14 protein-coding genes are annotated in these 19,839 nt (G+C 70.1%); 13 read left to right on the plus strand and 1 reads right to left on the minus strand.

Translation table 11 applies throughout. The features are described from left to right. From ABD371_RS21450 to ABD371_RS21475, 6 genes are all read left to right on the plus strand, one after another. On the plus strand, positions 1–2,456 hold a 2,456-nt coding region (locus ABD371_RS21450; protein ID WP_344479247.1), incomplete at its 5' end, for a type I polyketide synthase. A 60-nt stretch (positions 2,457–2,516) separates the two neighbouring features. Continuing rightward, entirely contained in the window at positions 2,517–8,012 is a 5,496-nt protein-coding gene (locus tag ABD371_RS21455; protein ID WP_344479249.1) for a type I polyketide synthase, read from the plus strand. Further along, positions 8,009–11,935, plus strand: a complete 3,927-nt coding sequence (locus tag ABD371_RS21460) for a type I polyketide synthase (protein WP_344479250.1) — start codon at positions 8,009–8,011, stop codon at positions 11,933–11,935. Before ABD371_RS21455 ends, ABD371_RS21460 begins: the two co-directional genes overlap by 4 nt. Positions 11,936–11,976: 41 nt before the next feature. Beyond that, the gene (locus ABD371_RS21465; protein ID WP_344479252.1) at positions 11,977–13,224 is read left to right on the plus strand and encodes a cytochrome P450 family protein; all 1,248 of its coding nucleotides are present in this window, start codon (positions 11,977–11,979) and stop codon (positions 13,222–13,224) included. Positions 13,225–13,290: 66 nt separating this feature from the next. After that, positions 13,291–13,653 (plus strand): nuclear transport factor 2 family protein, encoded by a 363-nt coding sequence (locus tag ABD371_RS21470; protein WP_344479254.1) that lies wholly within the window; start codon positions 13,291–13,293, stop codon positions 13,651–13,653. 93 nt (positions 13,654–13,746) lie between these two features. Continuing rightward, positions 13,747–13,911, plus strand: coding sequence for a hypothetical protein (locus ABD371_RS21475; protein WP_344479256.1), 165 nt, complete (start codon positions 13,747–13,749; stop codon positions 13,909–13,911). Here the strand turns inward: ABD371_RS21475 and ABD371_RS21480 are convergent. Beyond that, entirely contained in the window at positions 13,875–15,329 is a 1,455-nt protein-coding gene (locus tag ABD371_RS21480) for a serine hydrolase domain-containing protein (RefSeq protein ID WP_344479257.1), read from the minus strand. The genes ABD371_RS21475 and ABD371_RS21480 overlap by 37 nt on opposite strands. Positions 15,330–15,463: 134 nt before the next feature. On the opposite strand from ABD371_RS21480, the gene ABD371_RS21485 reads away from it, so the two are divergent. The 7 genes from ABD371_RS21485 (at position 15,464) to ABD371_RS21515 (ending at position 19,695) form a co-directional block, all read left to right on the plus strand. Next, positions 15,464–16,192, plus strand: coding sequence for a TetR/AcrR family transcriptional regulator (locus ABD371_RS21485; RefSeq protein WP_344479259.1), 729 nt, complete (start codon positions 15,464–15,466; stop codon positions 16,190–16,192). A gap of 50 nt (positions 16,193–16,242) precedes the next feature. Beyond that, on the plus strand, positions 16,243–16,464 hold the full coding sequence (locus ABD371_RS21490; protein ID WP_344479261.1) for a hypothetical protein: 222 nt from the start codon (positions 16,243–16,245) through the stop codon (positions 16,462–16,464). Positions 16,465–16,614: 150 nt separating this feature from the next. Continuing rightward, a complete protein-coding gene (locus ABD371_RS21495; protein WP_344479262.1) occupies positions 16,615–17,574 on the plus strand; it encodes a cyanobactin maturation protease PatG family protein in 960 nt (319 codons plus the stop codon). Between the two features lie 28 nt (positions 17,575–17,602). Beyond that, entirely contained in the window at positions 17,603–17,791 is a 189-nt protein-coding gene (locus tag ABD371_RS21500; protein WP_344479264.1) for a hypothetical protein, read from the plus strand. Between the two features lie 7 nt (positions 17,792–17,798). Continuing rightward, positions 17,799–18,014 (plus strand): hypothetical protein, encoded by a 216-nt coding sequence (locus tag ABD371_RS21505; RefSeq protein ID WP_344479266.1) that lies wholly within the window; start codon positions 17,799–17,801, stop codon positions 18,012–18,014. Positions 18,015–18,241: 227 nt separating this feature from the next. Further along, positions 18,242–19,108: a S8 family serine peptidase gene (locus ABD371_RS21510; protein WP_344479267.1), complete on the plus strand. Its 867-nt coding sequence runs from the start codon at positions 18,242–18,244 to the stop codon at positions 19,106–19,108. Positions 19,109–19,224: 116 nt separating this feature from the next. After that, positions 19,225–19,695, plus strand: coding sequence for a carboxymuconolactone decarboxylase family protein (locus ABD371_RS21515; RefSeq protein ID WP_344479269.1), 471 nt, complete (start codon positions 19,225–19,227; stop codon positions 19,693–19,695). Positions 19,696–19,839 lie beyond the last annotated feature (144 nt).

A 19,839-nucleotide genomic window follows, 5' to 3' on the forward strand; every position in this document is an offset into this window, starting at 1 on the left:
CCAACACACCCAACCCCACCAAACCCACCACCTGGCCCCCCACCAACACCCACCCCATCAACCTCACCCACACCTACGAAACCCTCCACCAACACGGCTACACCTACGGCCCCGCCTTCCAAGGGCTGGTCAGCGCCTGGAACGGGTCGGACGGCGAGCTTTTCGCCGAGATCGCTCTGCCGGAGGAGCAGCACGATGAGGCGGCTCGTTTCACTCTGCATCCGGCGCTGCTCGACGCGGCGCTGCACATCCTGCTGCCGGGGGTGGCGGAGGCCGGCGGACGGCCGGGACTGCCGTTCTCGTGGTCTCGGGTGACCGTTCATACGGCCGGGGCGACTGCGGTCCGTGTACGGCTGGTGCGCACCACGGCGGAGACCGGACTCGACGAGGTATCGCTCGCGCTGTTCGACCAGGCGGGCACACCTGTCGCGACGGTGGGTGCGCTGCTGTCCCGCGAGGTGTCCGCCGAGATGCTGCGCGGCGCGGCTGCCACACAGCACGAGTCGCTGTTCCAGGTCGAATGGACCGCTGTCCCCGTGACGGACGGCGCGGCGGGGAACACGGCGGACTGGGCGATTCTCGGCGAGGACGGTTTGGGAGTCGCCGCCGAGCTCACGTCCTATCCGGACGCCTCCGCTCTGCGCGCTGCGGTGAACGCCGGCACCTCAATGCCGCCCGTGGTGCTCGTGCAGTTGCCCGGGATGGCAGAGGCGGCTCGGGCCTCCGCAGCCGGTTCCGGGGGCGTCGACCTCGGCGAGGCAGCGCGCACGATCACGCACCGCGCTCTGGAGCTGGCCCGGGAGTGGGTCTCCGAGGCCGTGTTCGGCGCTTCGCAGCTGGTTCTGGTGGCCCGTGACGCCGTGCCCTCCGACGAAGACGCCGGGTTGGAGAACCTCGCACTGTCCGGAGCCTGGGGAATCTTCCGCTCGGCGGCCACGGAGAACCCTGGCCGGTTCGCCATCGTCGATCTGGACGCTTCGGAGGCCTCGGCCCGTCTGCTGCCTGCCGCGCTCGCGGCGGGTGACCACGAGCTGGTGATCCGCGACGGCGTGGCCCGCGCTCCGCGCCTGGCGAAGGTGCGGGCGGAGGCCGACGCCATGGCGACCCCTTGGGACGGCGATGGCACGGTGCTGGTCACCGGTGGCACCGGCGGTCTCGGCGCACTCCTCGCCCGCCACCTCGTCACCGAACACGGCGTACGACACCTCCTCCTCGTCAGCCGACGAGGCCCCCAAGCACCCGGCGCGACCGACCTCACCACCGAACTCACCCAACTCGGCGCGGACATCACCATCGCCGCCTGCGACGTCACCGACCGCACCGCACTCGCCGAACTACTCACGGACATCCCCGACACACACCCACTCACCGCCGTCGTACACACCGCAGGCATACTCGACGACAGCATCATCGCCTCGATGACCGGCGAACAGCTGGACCGGGTTCTGCGGCCCAAGGTCAACGCGGCCTGGAACCTTCACCAGCTGACCGCCGACCGTGATCTGTCCGCCTTCATCATCTACTCCTCCGTCTCCGGCATTCTCGGCCCGCCCGGACAGGCCAACTACGCCGCCGGAAACGCCTTCCTCAACGCCCTCGCCCAGTACCGGCGTTCGCGTGGCCTGCGGGCGACCTCGCTCGCCTGGGGGCTGTGGGACCAGGCGAACGGAATGATCGGCCATCTCGACGAGGCGGACCGCAAGCGTGTCGCCAAGGGCGGAGTGACGCCCATGTCCGAGGACGAGGGGATGGCGCTCTTCGACACCGCCGTCGCCGAGGATCGCAATCTGCTGGCCCCCGTCCGCTTCGACATGGCCGCCCTGCGCGCACTGGGCGAGAACCTCCCGCCCCTGCTGCGGGGCCTCGTCAGGGCGACGCCCCGCCGAGGCTCCGCGGTGGCGGGAGCCGCCACGGGCGCAGTCGGCGGATCGCTGGCGGAGCGGCTCTCCGGGCTCGACTCCGCCGAGCGCGAGACGGCGTTGGTCGACCTCGTACGCGGCGAAGTCGCCGCCGTACTGGGTCACTCGGGATTCGAGAGTGTGGAACAGAGCCGCGCTTTCAACGAGCTGGGCTTCGACTCGCTGTCCGCCGTCGAATTCCGCAACAGGCTCAACGCGCTGAGCGGTCTGCGTCTCCCGGCGACCCTCGTGTTCGACTACCCGACGCCGGCGGCTGTCGCGGGTCATCTCGCGGAGGAAATTCCCGTCCTGGGCGGCCCCTCCCGGATCGGATCCCTCAGTGAGGAGATCGACCGGCTGGAGGCCAGCCTCGCAGAGTCTGATCCCGAGAGCCCTGAGGCGTACGACAGCGCCGTCGGCCGCCTCGAAAAGGTCCTGCTGCGGCTGCGTGAATCCGCAGGACCCACAGAGCAGAACGGAGCGTCGGAGGATGACATTCATTCGGCTTCCGTGGACGAGCTGCTCCATCTCATCGACGAAGAGTTCGACCTCGCGTGAGGTCAAGGAATATTCGGAAATATTCGATGTATTCGCCCTCGCGGCAGAGGAAGTGACACAGTGCGCGAAAACCAGCAGGAAAAGCAGCAGGAATCGCAGGACAAGGTGGTCGACTATCTGAAGCGGGTGACCGCCGATCTCCGGCGCGCCCGTCAGCGGGTCCAGGAACTGGAGTCCCAGGGCGAGGAGCCGATAGCGATCGTGGGAATGGCCTGCCGCTACCCCGGCGGCGTCGGCTCCCCCGAGGATCTGTGGCAGCTCGTCGCCGACGGCGTCGACGCCATCGGCCCCCTCCCCACCCGGCGCGGCTGGGCCGAGGACCTCTACGACCCGGACCCGGAGGCCAAGGGCAAGAGCTACACCCGCGAAGGCGGCTTCCTCTACAACGCCGACGCCTTCGACGCGGGCTTCTTCGGAATCTCACCACGCGAAGCCCTCGGCATGGACCCCCAGCAGCGACTCCTGCTGGAGACCACCTGGGAGACTTTCGAGCACGCGGGCATCGACCCCGCCACCATGCGCGGCACTGACATCGGCGTGTTCGCGGGCGTCATGTATTACGACTACGCCCCGCCCGTGCGGCAGATCCCGCAGGAGCTCGAAGGCATCCTGATGACCGGCAACGCCGGAAGCGTCATATCCGGCCGCCTCGCCTACTCCTTCGGTCTGACCGGCCCCACGGTCACCGTCGACACGGCGTGCTCGTCCTCGCTGGTCGCCCTGCACCTCGCCGCGCAGGCCCTGCGCTCGGGCGAATGCTCCATGGCCCTCGCCGGCGGTGTCGCGGTCATGCACACTCCGAGCACCTTCGTGGAGTTCAGCCGCCAGCGCGGGCTGGCCCCCGACGGCCGCTCCAAGTCCTTCTCCGCCGACGCGGACGGCGTCGGCTGGGGCGAGGGCGTCGGCATGCTGCTGGTCGAGCGTCTCTCCGACGCCCGGCGCAACGGCCACCAGATCCTCGCCGTGCTGCGGGGTTCGGCCGTCAACCAGGACGGCGCGTCCAACGGACTCACCGCCCCCAACGGCCCATCCCAGCGCCGCGTCATCCGCCAGGCGCTGGACATCGCCCGGCTGAAGCCGGCGGATGTCGACGTGGTCGAGGCCCATGGCACGGGCACACCCCTGGGCGACCCGATCGAGGCCGAAGCCCTGCTCGCCACCTACGGACGCCATCGCGGCGACCGGGGGCCTCTGTGGCTGGGGTCTCTGAAGTCGAACATCGGCCACGCGCAAGCGGCGGCGGGCGTCGGTGGCGTCATCAAGATGGTCCAGGCGATGCGCCACGGCGTACTGCCCAAGACCCTCCACGCTGAGCAGCGCTCCCCCGAGATCGACTGGTCGGGAGGCGGAGTCGAGCTGCTGACCGAGGCCCGGGACTGGCCGGAGACCGGACGCCCGAGGCGGGCCGCGGTGTCGTCGTTCGGCGTGAGCGGGACGAACGCGCATGTGGTGCTGGAGCAGGCACCGGAGACGGAAGAGCCGTCGGCCGAGGGTACGGTTCCGGCGGTAGTGCCGTGGATCGTGTCCGGCCGAACGCCCGAAGCCCTCCGGGACCAGATCGAGCGCCTGCGCGCCTTCGCCGACGACTCCGACGCACGCCCGGTCGACATCGGCGCGTCCCTCGTCTCTTCACGCTCGCTGTTCGAACACCGGGCCGTGATCATCGGCGACCAGACCGTCGAAGGTACCGCCGGAAACGGCCGGGTCGCCGTCATGTTCACCGGCCAGGGCTCACAACGAGCCGGCATGGGCCAGGAACTGTACGAGACCTACCCCGCCTTCGCAGCGGCCTACGACGCGGTGCTGTCCCACCTGGACGAGGGCCTTCGGGAGATCATCCGCTCGGGTGAGGGCCTGGACGAGACGGGGAACACCCAGCCCGCGCTGTTCGCCCTCGAAGTCGCCCTCTACCGACTCATCGAAACCTGGGGAGTGAAGCCCGAGGCCCTCACCGGACACTCCATCGGCGAAATCACCGCCGCACATGTAGCCGGAGTGCTGTCCCTGGCGGATGCCTGCACCCTCGTATCGGCACGCGGACGACTCATGCAAAACCTGCCGACCGGCGGAGCCATGATCGCCGTCCAGACAACCGAAGAAGCCGTACTCCCCCTCCTCGCAGGGCGTGAGTCGAGCGTCGGGATCGCCGCCATCAACGGACCCGACTCCCTCGTCATCGCCGGAACCGAAACCGACACCCTCGACATCGCACAACAACTGGGTGTGAAGTTCAAGCGGCTCCCCGTCAGCCACGCCTTCCACTCCCCCCTCATGGAACCCATCCTCAACGACTTCCGGGACGTCGTCACCAAGCTCACCTTCCACACACCCCGGATCCCCATCGTCTCCACCGTCACCGGCAAACTCACAGCACCGGATGAACTGCGCTCCGTGGACTACTGGGTCGAACACGTCCGCCGACCCGTCCGCTTCACCCACGCCATCCACACCCTGACAGAACAAGGCATCGACAACCTCCTCGAACTCGGACCCGACGCCACCCTCTCCGCCCTCACCAACGGCACACCCACCCTCCGCAAAAACCGACCCGAACCCCAGCAGCTCATCACCGCCCTCGCCCACCTCCACGTCAACGGCACCACCATCGACTGGACCACCTACTACCAAAACACCGGAACCCACCCCATCCAGCTCCCCACCTACGCCTTCCAACACGAGAACTACTGGCTGATCACCACCCCCGATGCCGGTGATGTGACCTCCGCCGGGCTTGTCGCGACCGGGCATCCGCTGCTCAGCGCCGTTGTCGAACTGGCCGATGGTGACGGGGCGGTCCTGACCGGTCGACTGTCGCTCCAGACACACCCCTGGCTCGCCGACCACACTGTGCTGGGCTCCGCGGTCGTGCCCGGTGCGGCGTTCGTCGAACTGGCGGTACTGGCCGGTGACCGCGTCGGCTGCGACACCATCGGGGAACTCGTCCTCGCCGCCCCGCTCGTACTCCCCGAACACGGCAACGTACAACTTCAGATCACGGTCACCGGGAGGGAGTTCGCGATCTACTCGCGGCCCGACGGTGACGACCACCCCTGGACCCAGCACGCCACCGGCACCCTCGTGGCCGGCGCGGGCCGGACAGCCGAAGCCCTGGTGGTCTGGCCGCCGGCCGGGGCCGTCGAGGTGGACATCGAGGGCACGTACGAACGGCTTGTGGAGCAGGGGCACGGCTACGGCCCCGCCTTCCAGGGGCTGCGCAAGGTGTGGCAGCTCGACGGCGAGGTGTACGCCGAGGCCTCTCTCCCGGACGACCAGGGCGAGGAGGCCGGCCGGTTCACCCTGCACCCGGCGCTGCTCGACGTCGTCGCGCAGGCCTCCCTGCTCACCGGCCGGACCGAGGCGGGTGGCGCCGAAGGCGATGTGCGCGTCCCGCACACGTGGTCGGGCGTGTCGCTGCACGCCACGGGCGCGTCCGTGCTGCGGATACGGCTGACGCGGGGGGCCGACGGTGGCTCGTCGGCCGTCCACATCGCCGACGGCACGGGGGCCGCCGTCGCCTACGTCGAGAACCTGTCCTGGCGGACCGTCCAGGCCGATGAACTGGCCGACGTCCGAACCCGGTCCGCACAAGGGCTCTTCCGCCTGGACTGGCTGCCCGTACCCGCGGGCCGACAGTCCCAAGCACCCGAACCGAACGACTGGTTCACCCTGGACACGGACGGCGGCGATGCCGCCGAGGGCCTGGCCGGGCTCGTCCGGGCGATGGACGCCGGCGATCTCGCGTCCCCGCCGCCGGTGGTCGTCGCGCCCATCACCTACACCCCGCCCCGGCAGCCGCATGCTTCCGGCACCCCCGGCACCGTACGGGCGGCGGCGCACCAAGCGCTGCGGCTCGTCCAGGGCTGGCTGGCCGACGACCGGTTCGCCGATTCGAAGCTCGTTGTCCTCACCCGGGGCGACGCGCTGACGGCATCGCCTGTGCACGGCCTGCTGCGGACCGCGCAGACAGAGAACCCGGGCCGATTCGTCCTGATCGACGCGGACGGCGGCGAGCAGCGGCAGACGGACGACATCGCGGCGGCTGCCGTTGCCGCCGAAGAGCCCCAACTCGTGCTGCGCGAGGGTGAACTCCTTGTTCCACGCCTCGTGCGGACGACATCCTCCGACGCCGTTCCGGCATCGGAGCGGGTGCCGGCCTTCCACCCCGACGGCACGGTACTCATCACGGGCGCGACCGGTTCCCTGGGTTCACTGCTCGCCCGTCATCTGGTCGCTGAGCACGGCGTACGGCATCTGCTGCTGACCAGCCGCCGCGGCCCGGCCGCCCCCGGGGCCGAGGAACTCACCGCGGAGCTGACCGCGCTCGGTGCCGACGTCACGGTGGCCGCCTGCGACGCGGCCGACCGCACCGCGCTGGCCGCGCTGCTCGCCGGCGTACCGGCCAAGCATCCGGTCACGGCGGTCGTGCACACCGCGGGCGTCACCGACGACGGCGTACTGGCCTCGCTCACACCCGACCGGCTGGACGCGGTGCTGCGGCCGAAGGTCGACGCGGCCTGGAATCTGCACGAGCTGACCGCCGATCTGGATCTGAGCGCCTTCGTTCTCTACTCGTCGGTGTCCGGGCTGCTGGGCGGCGCGGGGCAGGGCAACTACGCTGCCGCCAACGCGTTCTTGGACGAGCTGGCCGCGCACCGTACGGCGCGGGGCCTGCCCGCGCTGTCCCTGGCCTGGGGGGCCTGGGGCGGGGCTGCCGCAGGTCTCGCGGGTGAGCTGGACGAGGCGGATCTGACCCGGCTGCGCCGCTCCGGCATCGTTCCGCTCATGCCGGAGCAGGGCCTGTCCCTCTTCGACGCCGCCCTCACGATCGCCGACGGCGGCGGGGGCAGGGACGAAGGCCGGTCTCTGCTCGTGCCCGCTCCGTTCGACACGTCGGTGCTCTCCCGGCGGCGGGCCGACGAGTTGCCCGCGGTCCTGCGCGCGCTCGTCCCCGCGATCGGTCGGCGCAGCGCGGCGAACGGCGGCGAGCCGGACGGTGGTGGCTCGTTGCCTCGGCGACTCGCCGGGCTCTCCGCCGAGGAGCAGGAGCGCGAGCTGACCGAGCTGGTGCGTACGCAGGTCGCCCGCGTCCTCGGTCACGCGGGCCGGGAGAGCGTCGCGCCCGACCGGGCGTTCAAGGAGTTCGGCTTCGACTCGCTGACCTCCATCGAACTGCGCAATCGGCTCAACTCGGCCACCGGGCTGCGGTTGCCGACCGCGCTGGTCTTCGACCACCCCACGCCGGCCGCCGTCGCCGCCCATCTGCGTACGGAGCTGTTGCCCCAGCTCGGCGGAGCGGCGGGCGAGGACACCGACGATCCGCAGGACCGGCGGCTGCGGCAGGTGCTGACATCGGTCCCGCTGGACCGGATTCGCCGGGCCGGGCTGCTGGACGTGCTGCTTCAGCTGGCCGCCCCCGAGGCGGGGACGGCGGCGAGGGCCATGAATCAGGACGCGGCCCCGGCGGAAGCGGCCGGAGTGGCCGAGACGGTCGACTCGATCGACGAGATGGACGCCGAGAGCCTGCTGCTGCTGGCGACCGGCGTGGAAAGGTCATGATGAGCACGTCCTCCAACGAACAGTTCGTCGCCGCGCTCCGAACCTCCCTCAAAGAGGTCGAGCGACTGCGGCAGCAGAATCAGCAGCTCATCGCCGCCTCGCACGAGCCGGTCGCGATCGTCGGCATGGCCTGCCGTTTCCCCGGTGGTGTCGCCTCGCCCGAGGATCTGTGGCGGCTGGTCGCGGACGGCACGGACGCCGTCGGCCCCTTCCCCGACGGTCGCGGCTGGGCCGAGGATCTGTACGACCCGGACCCGGCAGCATCGGGCACGACGTACGCCCGCGAAGGCGGCTTCCTCTACGACGCCGACGCCTTCGACGCGCCCTTCTTCCGCATCTCGCCGCGCGAGGCGCTGGCGATGGACCCCCAGCAGCGGCTGCTCCTCGAAGTCGCCTGGGAGACCATCGAGCGCGCGGGCATCGACCCGCTGTCGCTGCGCGGCAGCCGTACCGGCGTCTTCGTCGGCGGCAACGGCCAGGACTATCCGCTGCTTCTCACTGATCCGCCCCGGGAGGTCGAAGGGCTGCTGATCACCGGCAACGCCGGCAGTGTGGCCTCCGGCCGGATCTCGTACACCCTGGGACTCACCGGTCCCGCCGTCACTCTGGACACGGCGTGCTCGTCGTCGCTGGTCGCCCTGCATCTGGCCGCGCAGGCGCTACGGTCGGGCGACTGCTCGATGGCGCTGGTGGCCGGTGTGACCATCATGTCCACGCCCTCGGGCTACATCGAGTTCAGCCGCCAGCGCGGCCTCGCCCCGGACAGCCGCTCCAAGGCGTTCTCGGCCGACGCCGACGGCGTCGGCTGGGGCGAGGGTGTCGGTGTCCTGCTGGTCGAGCGTCTCTCCGACGCGCGGCGCAACGGCCACCAGGTGCTGGCCCTCGTACGCGGCAGCGCCGTCAACCAGGACGGCGCGTCCAACGGCCTCACCGCCCCCAACGGCCCCTCCCAGCGCCGCGTCATCCGCCACGCCCTGGAGAATGCCCGGCTGGCTCCCGCCGACATCGACGCGGTCGAGGCCCACGGCACAGGCACACCCCTGGGCGACCCGATCGAGGCCGAAGCCCTGCTCGCCACCTATGGCAAGGAGCGTCCGGACGGCCGACCGCTGTGGCTGGGCTCGGTCAAGTCCAACCTTGGGCATACACAGGCCGCCGCCGGTGTGGCGGGCGTCATCAAGATGGTCCAGGCGATGCGCCACGGCGTACTGCCCAGGACCCTGCACGTGAGTACGCCGTCCCCCGAGGTCGACTGGTCTGCGGGCGGGATCGAGCTGCTGACCGAGGCCCGGGACTGGCCCGACACCACGCAGCCACGCCGGGCGGGCGTGTCCGCCTTCGGGATCAGCGGGACGAATGCGCATGTGGTGCTGGAGCAGGCACCGGAGACGGAGGAAGCCGCCGTCGAGGGTGTGGTTCCGGCGGTGGTGCCGTGGATCGTGTCCGGCCGAACGCCCGAGGCTCTGCGGGACCAGTTGACGCGGCTTCGGGAGTACGCCGCCGGCACGGACGCGCGCCCGGTCGACATCGGCGCGTCGCTGGTCTCTTCGCGGTCGCTGTTCGAGCACCGGGCCGTGATCATCGGCGACCAGACCGTCGAAGGTACCGCAGGGGCCGGCCGGGTCGCCGTCATGTTCACCGGCCAGGGCTCACAGCGGGCCGGCATGGGCCAGGAACTGTACGAGACCTACCCCGCCTTCGCAGCGGCCTACGACGCGGTGCTGTCCCACCTGGACGAGGGCCTTCGGGAGATCATCCGCTCGGGTGAGGGTCTGGACGAGACCGGGAACACCCAGCCCGCACTGTTCGCCCTCGAAGTCGCCCTCTACCGACTCATCGAAACCTGGGGAGTGAAGCCCGAGGCCCTCACCGGACACTCCATCGGCGAAATCACCGCCGCACACATCGCCGGAGTGCTGTCCCTCGAAGACGCCTGCACCCTCGTATCAGCACGCGGACGACTCATGCAGGCACTCCCCACCGGCGGAGCCATGATCGCCGTCCAGACAACCGAAGAAGCCGTACTCCCCCTCCTCGCGGGACGGGAAGCAACCGTCGGGATCGCCGCCATCAACGGACCCGACTCCCTCGTCATCGCCGGAACCGAAACCGACACCCTCGACATCGCGCAACAGCTGGGGGTGAAGTTCAAGCGGCTCCCCGTCAGCCACGCCTTCCACTCACCCCTCATGGAACCCATCCTCAACGACTTCCGGGAGATCGTCACCAAGCTCACCTTCCACACCCCCCGGATCCCCATCGTCTCCACCGTCACCGGCAAACCCGTAACAGCCGATGAAATCTGCTCCGTGGACTACTGGGTCGAACACGTCCGCCGCCCCGTCCGCTTCACCGACGCCATCCACACCCTGACGGAACAGGGCATCGACAACCTCCTCGAACTCGGACCCGACGCCACCCTCTCCACAATGGTCGAGGACATCCCGGCCGCCTCCGCCCTGCGCAGAGACCGGCCCGAACCCCAGCAGCTCATCACCGCCCTCGCCCACCTCCACGTCAACGGCACCACCATCGACTGGACCACCTACTACCAAAACACCAGAACCCACCCCATCAACCTCCCCACCTACGCCTTCCAGCGCCGCCGCTACTGGCCCGAGGTGACAGGTGGTACCCGTCGGCAGAACGGATCGGGGGCGGAGCCCGCCGATGTGTCGTCACCATCGGCCATCTTCGACGGGCTCACCGGTGCCGAGCGGCTGACAGCGCTTCAGGATCTGGTGCGCTCGCAGACGGCGGCGGTGCTCGGGCACGCCGAGCACGACACGATCGGCGACCGGCAGACCTTCACGGAGCTGGGCTTCAACTCGATCACGGCCGTCGAGTTGCGCGATCGTCTCCGGGGCTCGGCCGGATCACGGCTGACCGCCGCCGAGGTGTTCGAGCACCCCACCGTGGAGGCGCTGGCGGCGCATCTGGCCGCCGGGACGCCCGTACAGGAAACGACCGATCCGCGGGGGCTGTCGACACTGGTCGGCGACGGCGTGTCGCTCGTGGAGACGTTCCGTCGAGCCTGCCTCGACGGCCGGGCCGAGCAGGGGCTGAGATTTCTCGCCGCCGCGTCCTATCTGCACGGCAGTACTGCGGGCACCGCAGGCGCAGGAGCCCGGGTCGGCGCGACCGCGCCGAAGGGCTCGCGCCGCGAACCGGTCCGGTTCGCGAAGGGTGGTAAGGGTGGTGAGGGTGGTGAGGCCCTGCCGGAGCTGCTGTGTCTGCCTTCGTTCGTCGCGCCGTCCAGTCCGCTCCAGTACGCGCGGCTCGGCGCGGAGTTCCAGGGCGAGCGCGGTGTAAGGGCCCTGGCCCTCTCGGGATACGGGTACGGCGGCTCGGCCGCTGGGGCCGACGGGACCGGCGGGGACGGCTTGGCCCAGCTGCCTGAGACGCTCGGGGACGCCGTACGGGCGCACTCCGAGCTGGTGCGGCGCGCGGCCGGCGATCGGCCGTATGTGCTGGTCGGGTACTCCTCCGGCGGCTGGCTCGCGCATGCCGTGGCGGAGGCGCTGGAGGCGGACGGCGGGCCGAAGCCCGCTGGGCTCGTACTGCTCGACACATATCTGCCCGGGGACCGGGAGACCGCCGAGTTGCAGCAGTCCCTCTTCCGCGAGCTGGCCGGCCGGCCGGAGATCGTCGAGACGGTGGACGGCACGAAGCTGATGGCGATGGGCCGGTATCTGAGTCTGTTCGAGGGCTGGGTTCCGGGCCGGACGTCGACGCCGACTCTGGTGGTGCGGGCCGCCGACTTCCTGTTGGAGCCGGGTACGACGCCGCTCGCGAGCACGCGTGCGGGGTGGCCGCTGCCGCACACCGAGGTCGTGACGTCCGGCAGTCATCTCTCCGTCGTCGAGGAATTCGCTCCGACGACCGCCAAGGCCGTCGCCGACTGGCTGGCCGACCTCTCGTGACCACGGGGACGAACGCGTCGCCCCGCAGAAAGGACACTCTCTTGTCGACCGGAATCAAGACGACGCTCCCGCTCCCCTCCCCCGGCGGAGTCGATCTGCTGAGCTGGAGTTTCGTCCAGGACCCCTACTCCACGTACGAGAAGCTGCGTGAGTCCGGTGTCGTACGACGTCATGTGGTCAAGACCCTGGCCACCGAACTCAACGCCTGGGTGGTGACCGATTACGAGCAAGGGCGTGCGCTGCTCGCCGATTCTCGGCTGTCGAAGGACGCGGTCAATCTGCCGGCGGTCGTGAACGCCCAGTCGCTCGACGCCGAAAGCTCCGCGCCGGAGCATCCGCGCAGCATGCTGTTCAGTGACCCGCCCGAGCACACCCGGCTGCGGAAACTCATCGGCAGGGCGTTCACCATGCGCCGTGTGGAGAAGATGCGCCCTTGGATCGAGGCCACGACGGACAGGCTGTTGGACGGGATCGTCCCGGGCCGGGATTTCGATCTGGTCGAGGACATCGCGCTGGCGTTGCCGATCTATGTGATCGGGAATCTCCTCGGCGTTCCGGAGGAGCGGTTCGACGATTTCAAGAGGTGGAGTGGGGCGCTCGCGAGCGTCGACATCTCGGCGGAGGAGAAGCAGCGGGCGATCGGGCAGGCATTCGCTTATCTGGCTGAGCTTGTCAAGGAGAAGCGGGCGAATCCCGGTGACGACATGGTGTCCGCGCTCATCGAGGCGGACACCGGTGGAGTGGGTCTGGACGACACCGAGTTGATGTCGACGATCTTCCTGGTGATGAACGCGGGTTACGAGACCACGGCGAACATGATCAGCAGTGGTGTGCTGGCTCTGCTGACCCATCCTGACCAGCGGGATGTCCTGCGGGCCGATACCACTCTGGTGCCGGGTGCGGTCGAGGAGTTCCTGCGGTACGAGAGCCCGCTCAATATGTCGACGATCCGTTTCACCACCAGTCCGGTGGAGGTCGGTGAGGTCACCATCCCGGAGAACGAGATCGTCTTCATCGCCCTCATGTCGGCGAACAGGGACCCCGGGAAGTTCGCCGATCCGAATCGGCTGGATGTGACGCGGGCCGGTGCCCAGGCCCATGTGTCGTTCGGGCACGGTGTGCATCACTGCCTGGGCGCGCCGCTCGCCCGGCTGGAGGGCGAGATCGTCTTCCGAAAGCTGCTGGAGCGTTTCCCCCATTGGGAGCCGGCCGTCGATCCGGCCGCTCTGGAGTGGCGTTACACGGCACAGTTCCGAGGTCTGGAGAGGCTTCCGGTCCGTATGAGCTGACCTCGGGTCGCTCGTGCGCACCATCAGTTCGCAGTTGTTTATCAGAAATGGAGAGGTGTATTCGCAATGGGTGCTGGCAAGGACGTGGTGAACCGGTTCTTCGCGGCCGGTCTGCGGGATGATGTCGAGGCGGCTTCGGCGTGCTTCACCGACGACGCCCGCTGGATCATGGCGGAGGGGGTGGAGCCAGGCACGACGTACACCAAGGAGGAGATTCCCGGGTTCCTGGACAAGATCATCGGCCTTCGCAAGGAGTACGAGGCGAAGGGCATCACCCTCGTGTACGGCGAGCTGCTGGAGGTGGGTGATCGGGTCATCCTGGAATTCACCGTCAACTCCCCCGACGGCGCGGTGCTCGACCGCGCTGTCGATGTCTTCACCATTCGCGAGGGGAAGATCGCGGTGAAGGACGTCTTCCGCAAGGCCTGACGGGCCTCCGGGGACGCACCCTCGGTCTCGACGTCACACTCCGCCCCGCTCCGTCCCCCGGCAGGGACGAGAGCGGGGCACGGTCCCGAGCTGATGCGGCAGTTGCCGCCGTTCGTGGCGACCGGTCTGGGGCTCGCCCGGCTGCTGGATCTCCTGGACGGTACGGACGCCCGGCGGGGAGGCCCGCCGGGCGTGTCGCCGCCGGGCGTGTCGCCGCCGCGCTACGCGACCTTCGGGCCGCAGCGCATCCCGATGTAGACGCACCCCGTACCGTCGGGGAGCTTGGCGAAGACGACGGGCGTGTACCCCTCGCTGAAGGCCGCGCCCACCCCCGTACCGGCGAAGACGGTGTCGGTCACCGGCACCAGGTCGATGTGCAGGGGCTCGGAGAAGTGCTTCATGCCGTCGACGAACTCGTACAGCACATGGCCCGCGCCGTCCCGTTCGGTCACGGTGATGATCACGCCCTCGCGGCGGTAGACGCCGACGAGCGGGGCGAAGTCGACCGCGGGCGGCTGGGCGGGCGGGGCGAAGGGCTCCGGCATCGTCACTCCGGCCAGCTCGGCGAGGAGTTCCCGGTAGAGCGCGGCGTAGAGTTCGCGCGCACCGCCGCCGTTGGTGAGCAGGGCGACCGCCACCCCGGCGGAGGGCACCACGCGGAGATAGCCGTACTGCCCGATCGACGCGCCGTCGTGTCCGTAGCCCTGGACGCCGTCCCAGTCGTAGAGGGTCCAGCCGAGGCCCCAGCCGTCGGCGCTGACGGTCCACTTGTCGGGGGACTCCGCCTCGCGCCGCCGCATCAGCGCGGTGGTCTCCTCGGACAGCACGCGTGTGCCGTCCTCCGCCAGACCGCCGTTGAGGTGCATGCGCGCGAGCCGCGCGAGGTCGCCGGCCGTGGAGAGGACCCTGCCGTACGGGCCCGCCGAGCGCGGCATCAGGTCCCAGCTGGGCGCGGGCTCCGGCTCCTGGCCCGGCTCGCCGAGGTGTCCCATCGCGGCGCGGAAGCGGAGCGCCTCCTCGGGGAGCGTCATCGTGTGGGTGACGCCGAGCGGGGCGAGGAGGAGGTCCTTGAGCGCCTCGTCCCAGACCTTGCCGGTCACCACCTCGGTGATCCGGCCGAGCACGTTGTAGCCGATGCCGCTGTACGAGATCGCGGTGCCGGGCGGGCAGTCGAGCGTCACATTCCCGGCGGCCTCGACATACTTGGCGAGGCAGTCGTCACCGCGCCCGCTGTCGTAGGTGAAGTCGCAGGTGAGGCCGCTGGTGTGGCTGAGCAGCCGACGGACGGTGATCTCCCTGGCCACGGCGGGATCGGGTATCGAGAACTCGGGCAGGATGTCCGCGACCGATGCGTCCAGGTCCAGCTGGCCCGATTCGACGAGCCGCATGATCAGGGTGGCGGTGTAGATCTTCGCGATCGAGCCCAGCTGGAAGACCGAGTCGGTCGTCGCCTCCACGCCGGTGCCCCGGTGCAGTACGCCGCCGGCCAGCTCATGGACGGTCCCGTCGACGAGGATCGCCAGCGAGGCGGCCGGTACGCGGTACTTGACGCGCAGCTCGTCGAGGCGGGCCTGCCAGTGGGCGAGGTCCAGCTTCCGGCCGGCCGAGTCCCGGGTCCCCCACTCGCCCTTGACCTGCCAGTTGCCCTGCTCGTCCCAGTTCAGCTGCTGCGGCATGCGTCTGCTCCCACCTGATGTGTACGAAGCTGCTCGATGCGAACACTGTACGCACGGCGGAACGCTGTACGCAAGAGGCGTACAGCGTGCGCTACCGTGGGGGGCGACACCGCGACGAGTGGAGATGAGGCCCTGTGCCAGCCGAGATGAAGCCGACCGAGTCGGTGTGGACCCGGCCGCGCCCCCGGCAGCGGGAGCAGCTGACCCGCGAGCAGATCGTGGCCGCGGCGATCGAGTTGCTGGACGCGGAGGGCGTGGAAGCGCTCAGCATGCGCAAACTCGGCACCCGCCTCAACGCGGCGGCCACCTCCCTCTACCGGCATGTGGCCAACAAGGACGAGCTGATCGAGCTGGTCGTCGACGAGATCTACGGCGAGCTGGAACCGCCGCCTGCCACCGCCGATCGCGCCCGGTGGCGCCCGGCCGTCGCCCGCGTCGCGGCGGAGCTGCGGGCGATGACCCTGCGCCATCCCTGGATCGCCCCCGAGATCGGCCAGACCGGCCTGGTGCACGTCGGCCCGAACGCCGTGCGGATGACATCGGGACTGCTCGCGCAGTTCGAGGCCGCGGGCTTCCCGGCGGACGAGAAGGACCAGGCCGCGGGGACGCTCATGGCGTATGTCATCGGCATCGCGACCACCGAGGCCGCGTACCTCTCGGCGATCGCCCGCAGCGGCAGGACCGAGCGGGAGTGGGTGGCGGAGCTGCGCCCGGCCTTCGACGAGGCCTCCCGGGAGCACCCGGGACTGCGGGAGGGAAGCTCCGCCCAACAGGACACCCACCCCCGGCGGATCCGTGACGACGCCTTCGACTACGGCCTCGCCCGGGTCCTCGACGGCCTGGCGGCCCGGCTCGACGCCTGAGCGGGACCGGAGGAAGATGGAAGGGGCGGGGCACACCGGATGTGAGACGGGTGGTTGAGGACTCAATGAGCGAGCGGGGCAAGCGAACTGACGAGCCCCGGCACCGGGTACGGATTCCCGGTTTCGCCAGGGAGGACGCCGAGATCGGACTCGGCGACGCCGTCGCCCGGGTGACCACGGCGGCAGGCATCCGCCCCTGCGGCGGCTGTGGCCGCCGGGCCGAGTCCCTGAACCGCTGGCTGGTGATCGGCGGCGTCCGCACGCCCCGCTGAGCACCCGTCACTCCGACGGGTAACGACGCAACGGCGTAGCCCTGTAACGCTGTAACGCTGTAACGGCACGGAAAGCACGCTCGCGACGCGAACCGGGAACGGCCGGGGCACGAACCGTTCCGGCGTGAGCGCGTGTGCGAGGAGTGACCGATGCAGTCCGAACCGATGAGCACACCGATGGACCTCCCGGAGGACGAGACCGGCCCGCCGCCCGAAGCCGCCCCGGACGGGCCCGGCACGGCGCCCGAACCCCCTCCCGTCACCCAGGCCTGCTGCGACTGCGGCGGCAACACCGCCTCCGGCGCGGGCGGTCACGACGGATCGGCCGCGCGGAGCGCGGGACCCACCCCTGTGTACGTCCTGGGGCGGGTCCGCGCCGTGTTCCCCGACATCTCCGTACAGCGGGAGTTCAGCCAGGTCGCGGGCGAGGCGGAGCAGCCGGACGCGACCGACGACGACGCCCTCTACCGCGTCCTGTCCGACCCGGACAACCGCTACATCGCCCGGCAGATGTGTTACGTCCTCTCCGTCCAGGGCGTCGACACCTACCTCCTGGAGCCCACCGACCCCACGGACCTGCCCGAACTGGTGGAGGCGCTGCGACCGGTCGCCGACCGGCGCGATCTCGCCGTGATCGTGGGCCGTCTGGGGCCGGTCGCGCCCCCCGGCGCGTGCCAGGGGCTCTCCGTCCCCGTGGTGGGCGTGGAGAAGATCTGGGCCTTCGACAGCAAGGAGCTGATCCAGGCGATCGAGCGGCCCACCGGCACCTCCCGCAAGGACTTCGAGAAGGGCACCGGGGCCCTGCTCGACCGGCTGCTCCAGCTCAGCGACAACGCGGGCACCGCGCCCGCCGACCGGGCCCTCAACTACCTCACCGTACGGAACCAGGAGATCTACCAGAGGACCAACGAGGCGTACACCGACGGCTACACCCTCTCCTCGGTGGATGCGGTGCCGTCCCGGCTCAGCGGGGCCCAGACCGTCATCACGGCGATCTTCTCGTACACCCACCGCCGGACCAATGTCACGGAGAAGTGGTCCGTCCGCGTCGGCGTCGACGGGCTGTTCCCCTATCCCGTGACCCCGTTCCAGACCTACTACAACCGGTAACCGGTAAACCGAAGAGAGGCGAAGGGACATGCGTATTCCTGGATTCGCCGTCGACACGGCGGCCCCCGGGGCGAAGGCGGGCGACTTGATCCTCCCCCAGCAGTTCACCTGCGAGGAGGAGCTGGGCCCGGTCTGCCGCAACCGGTGCAGGGGCGCCTACAACTTCAGCGGCTGTGTGCAGCGGTGTCTGCGCCAGCTCTGTGACAAGAAGCGGTGACCTCCGCATGAGTGTCCCCGGATTCACCCGTACGCGACCGGCGCACGTCCCGGCCGGCGATCGGCTGCTCCCCCAGGAGATCTCCTGCGAGAGCGTCGTGGGGCCGGGCTGCCACACGAACTGCGAGTACCCCGAAGGTTTCGACGACAACTGCTATTCGCGGTGCCTGGAGAACAGCTGCCAGTACTGGGACGAGCTGGGAGTGGCGGTGGTGATGGCATGACACTGCCCGGATTCACTCTCGCCCGGCCCGGCCGGTCGGCCGACCGCCTCTTCCCTCAGCTGGGCACCCGCTGCGAGAACCAGTGCCTCGATTCCTGCTACGACCAGTGCGCGGAGCTGCCCCTGTACGAGGCGCCCGAGTGCTACAGAAACTGCGCGTCCTCGTGCCGGAAGGCATGCGGGCCGTGGCAGACCGACCCACCGCCTCTCTGAGGAGAGAAGGTGCCCATGGAACCGCTGGACCTGGCCGGTCTGACGCCCCTGAGGGCGCTCACGACCGGCCGGTCCTCCGTCGTCGTGGGGCTGATCGACGGTCCGGTCGCCCTGGACCATCCCGCTCTCGCGGGCCGTGCGGTACGGGAGTCGCGCCCGGCCGGTCCGAAAGGCTGCCGCCGGGGCGATGTGTGCTGCGCGCACGGCACATTCGTCGCGGGGATCCTCGTCTCGGCCACGGGCGTCTGCCCCGGGTGCGCCCTGCTGGTGCGGCCCCTCTTCGCGGACCGCCCGGCGGGAGGCGGCCCGGCGACCTGTCTGACCGGGGTGCGCACCGGGGAGCTGGCCGAGGCGATCACCGAGACCGTCGACGCGGGCGTCCGGGTGCTGAACCTCAGCATGGCGCAGCCCGCGCCCTCCGGCGTCCCGGACCGCGCGCTGGAGGCGGCACTCGACCATGCCGCGGACCGGGGCGTGATCACCGTGGTCGCGGCCGGCAATCAGGGCCGGACGGGATCCTCGGTGCTCACCCGCCATCCCTGGGTCGTCCCGGTCGTCGCGTACGACCGCGCCGGGCGGCCCATGCCCCAGTCCAATCTGGGCATCTCGATCGGACGGAACGGGCTCGGGGCCCCCGGCGACCGGATCACCGGCCCGGGGCTCGGCGGATCCTTCCGGACCGTGAGCGGCACGAGCGCCGCCACCCCCTTCGTCACGGGCGCGGCGGCACTGCTGTGTTCGCTGTTCCCGGCCGCCTCCGCCGCCGCCGTGCGGTACGCGCTGACCCGCGCCACGGCCCACCGCCGCTCGGTGATCCCGCCGCCGCTCGACGCCTGGGCGGCGTACACCGCGCTCCGGGACGGGCAGGTGCTCACCCGGTGACAGATGACGGGAGCGGGGAGACCGGGAGACGCACGTCACATCCGCCGATGTCACATCCTGCCGCGCTGTTCCGTCGAGAAGGCACAGACCCGAACAACGGCAAGGAGCGCACCACCATGGACGCACGCTTGAACCTTCTCGACAACGCGGTCACGGCGAAGGCCCTGCGGCACATCATCTCGGCGGGCAAGGCCATCGAGGGCTCGCCGCTGCCGGCCTCGACACAGGAGCTGGTGAAGATCCGCGCGAGCCAGATCAACGGCTGCGGTTTCTGCGTCGACATGCACACCAAGGAAGCGGCACACGCCGGGGAGACCTCGACGCGCCTTCATCTGATCGCGGTCTGGCGGGAGGCCACGGTCTTCACCGACGCCGAGCGCGCCGCCCTGGAGCTGACGGAGCAGGGCACCCGCATCGCCGACGCGGCCGGCGGCGTCACCGACGCCGCCTGGGCGAACGCCGCCAAGCACTACGACGAGGACCAGCTCGGCGCCCTGGTGTCGCTCATCGCCCTCATCAACACCTTCAACCGCTTCAACGTCATCATCCAGCAGCCCGCCGGGGACTACCGGCCCGGCCAGTTCTGACGGCCGGCCGGCGGCACACCGCCCCGGGCAGGTCCACCCGTGCCCGGGGCGGTGTCTTTTTTGATGTGTACGCCGTCAAACAACGCCCCCCGAAAACATGGTGTCCAAGATCGACAGGTTGTACGTTGTCCCGGTCCAGCCTGC

This window comes from Streptomyces amakusaensis (assembly GCF_039532665.1).
GTDB lineage: Bacteria > Actinomycetota > Actinomycetes > Streptomycetales > Streptomycetaceae > Streptomyces > Streptomyces amakusaensis.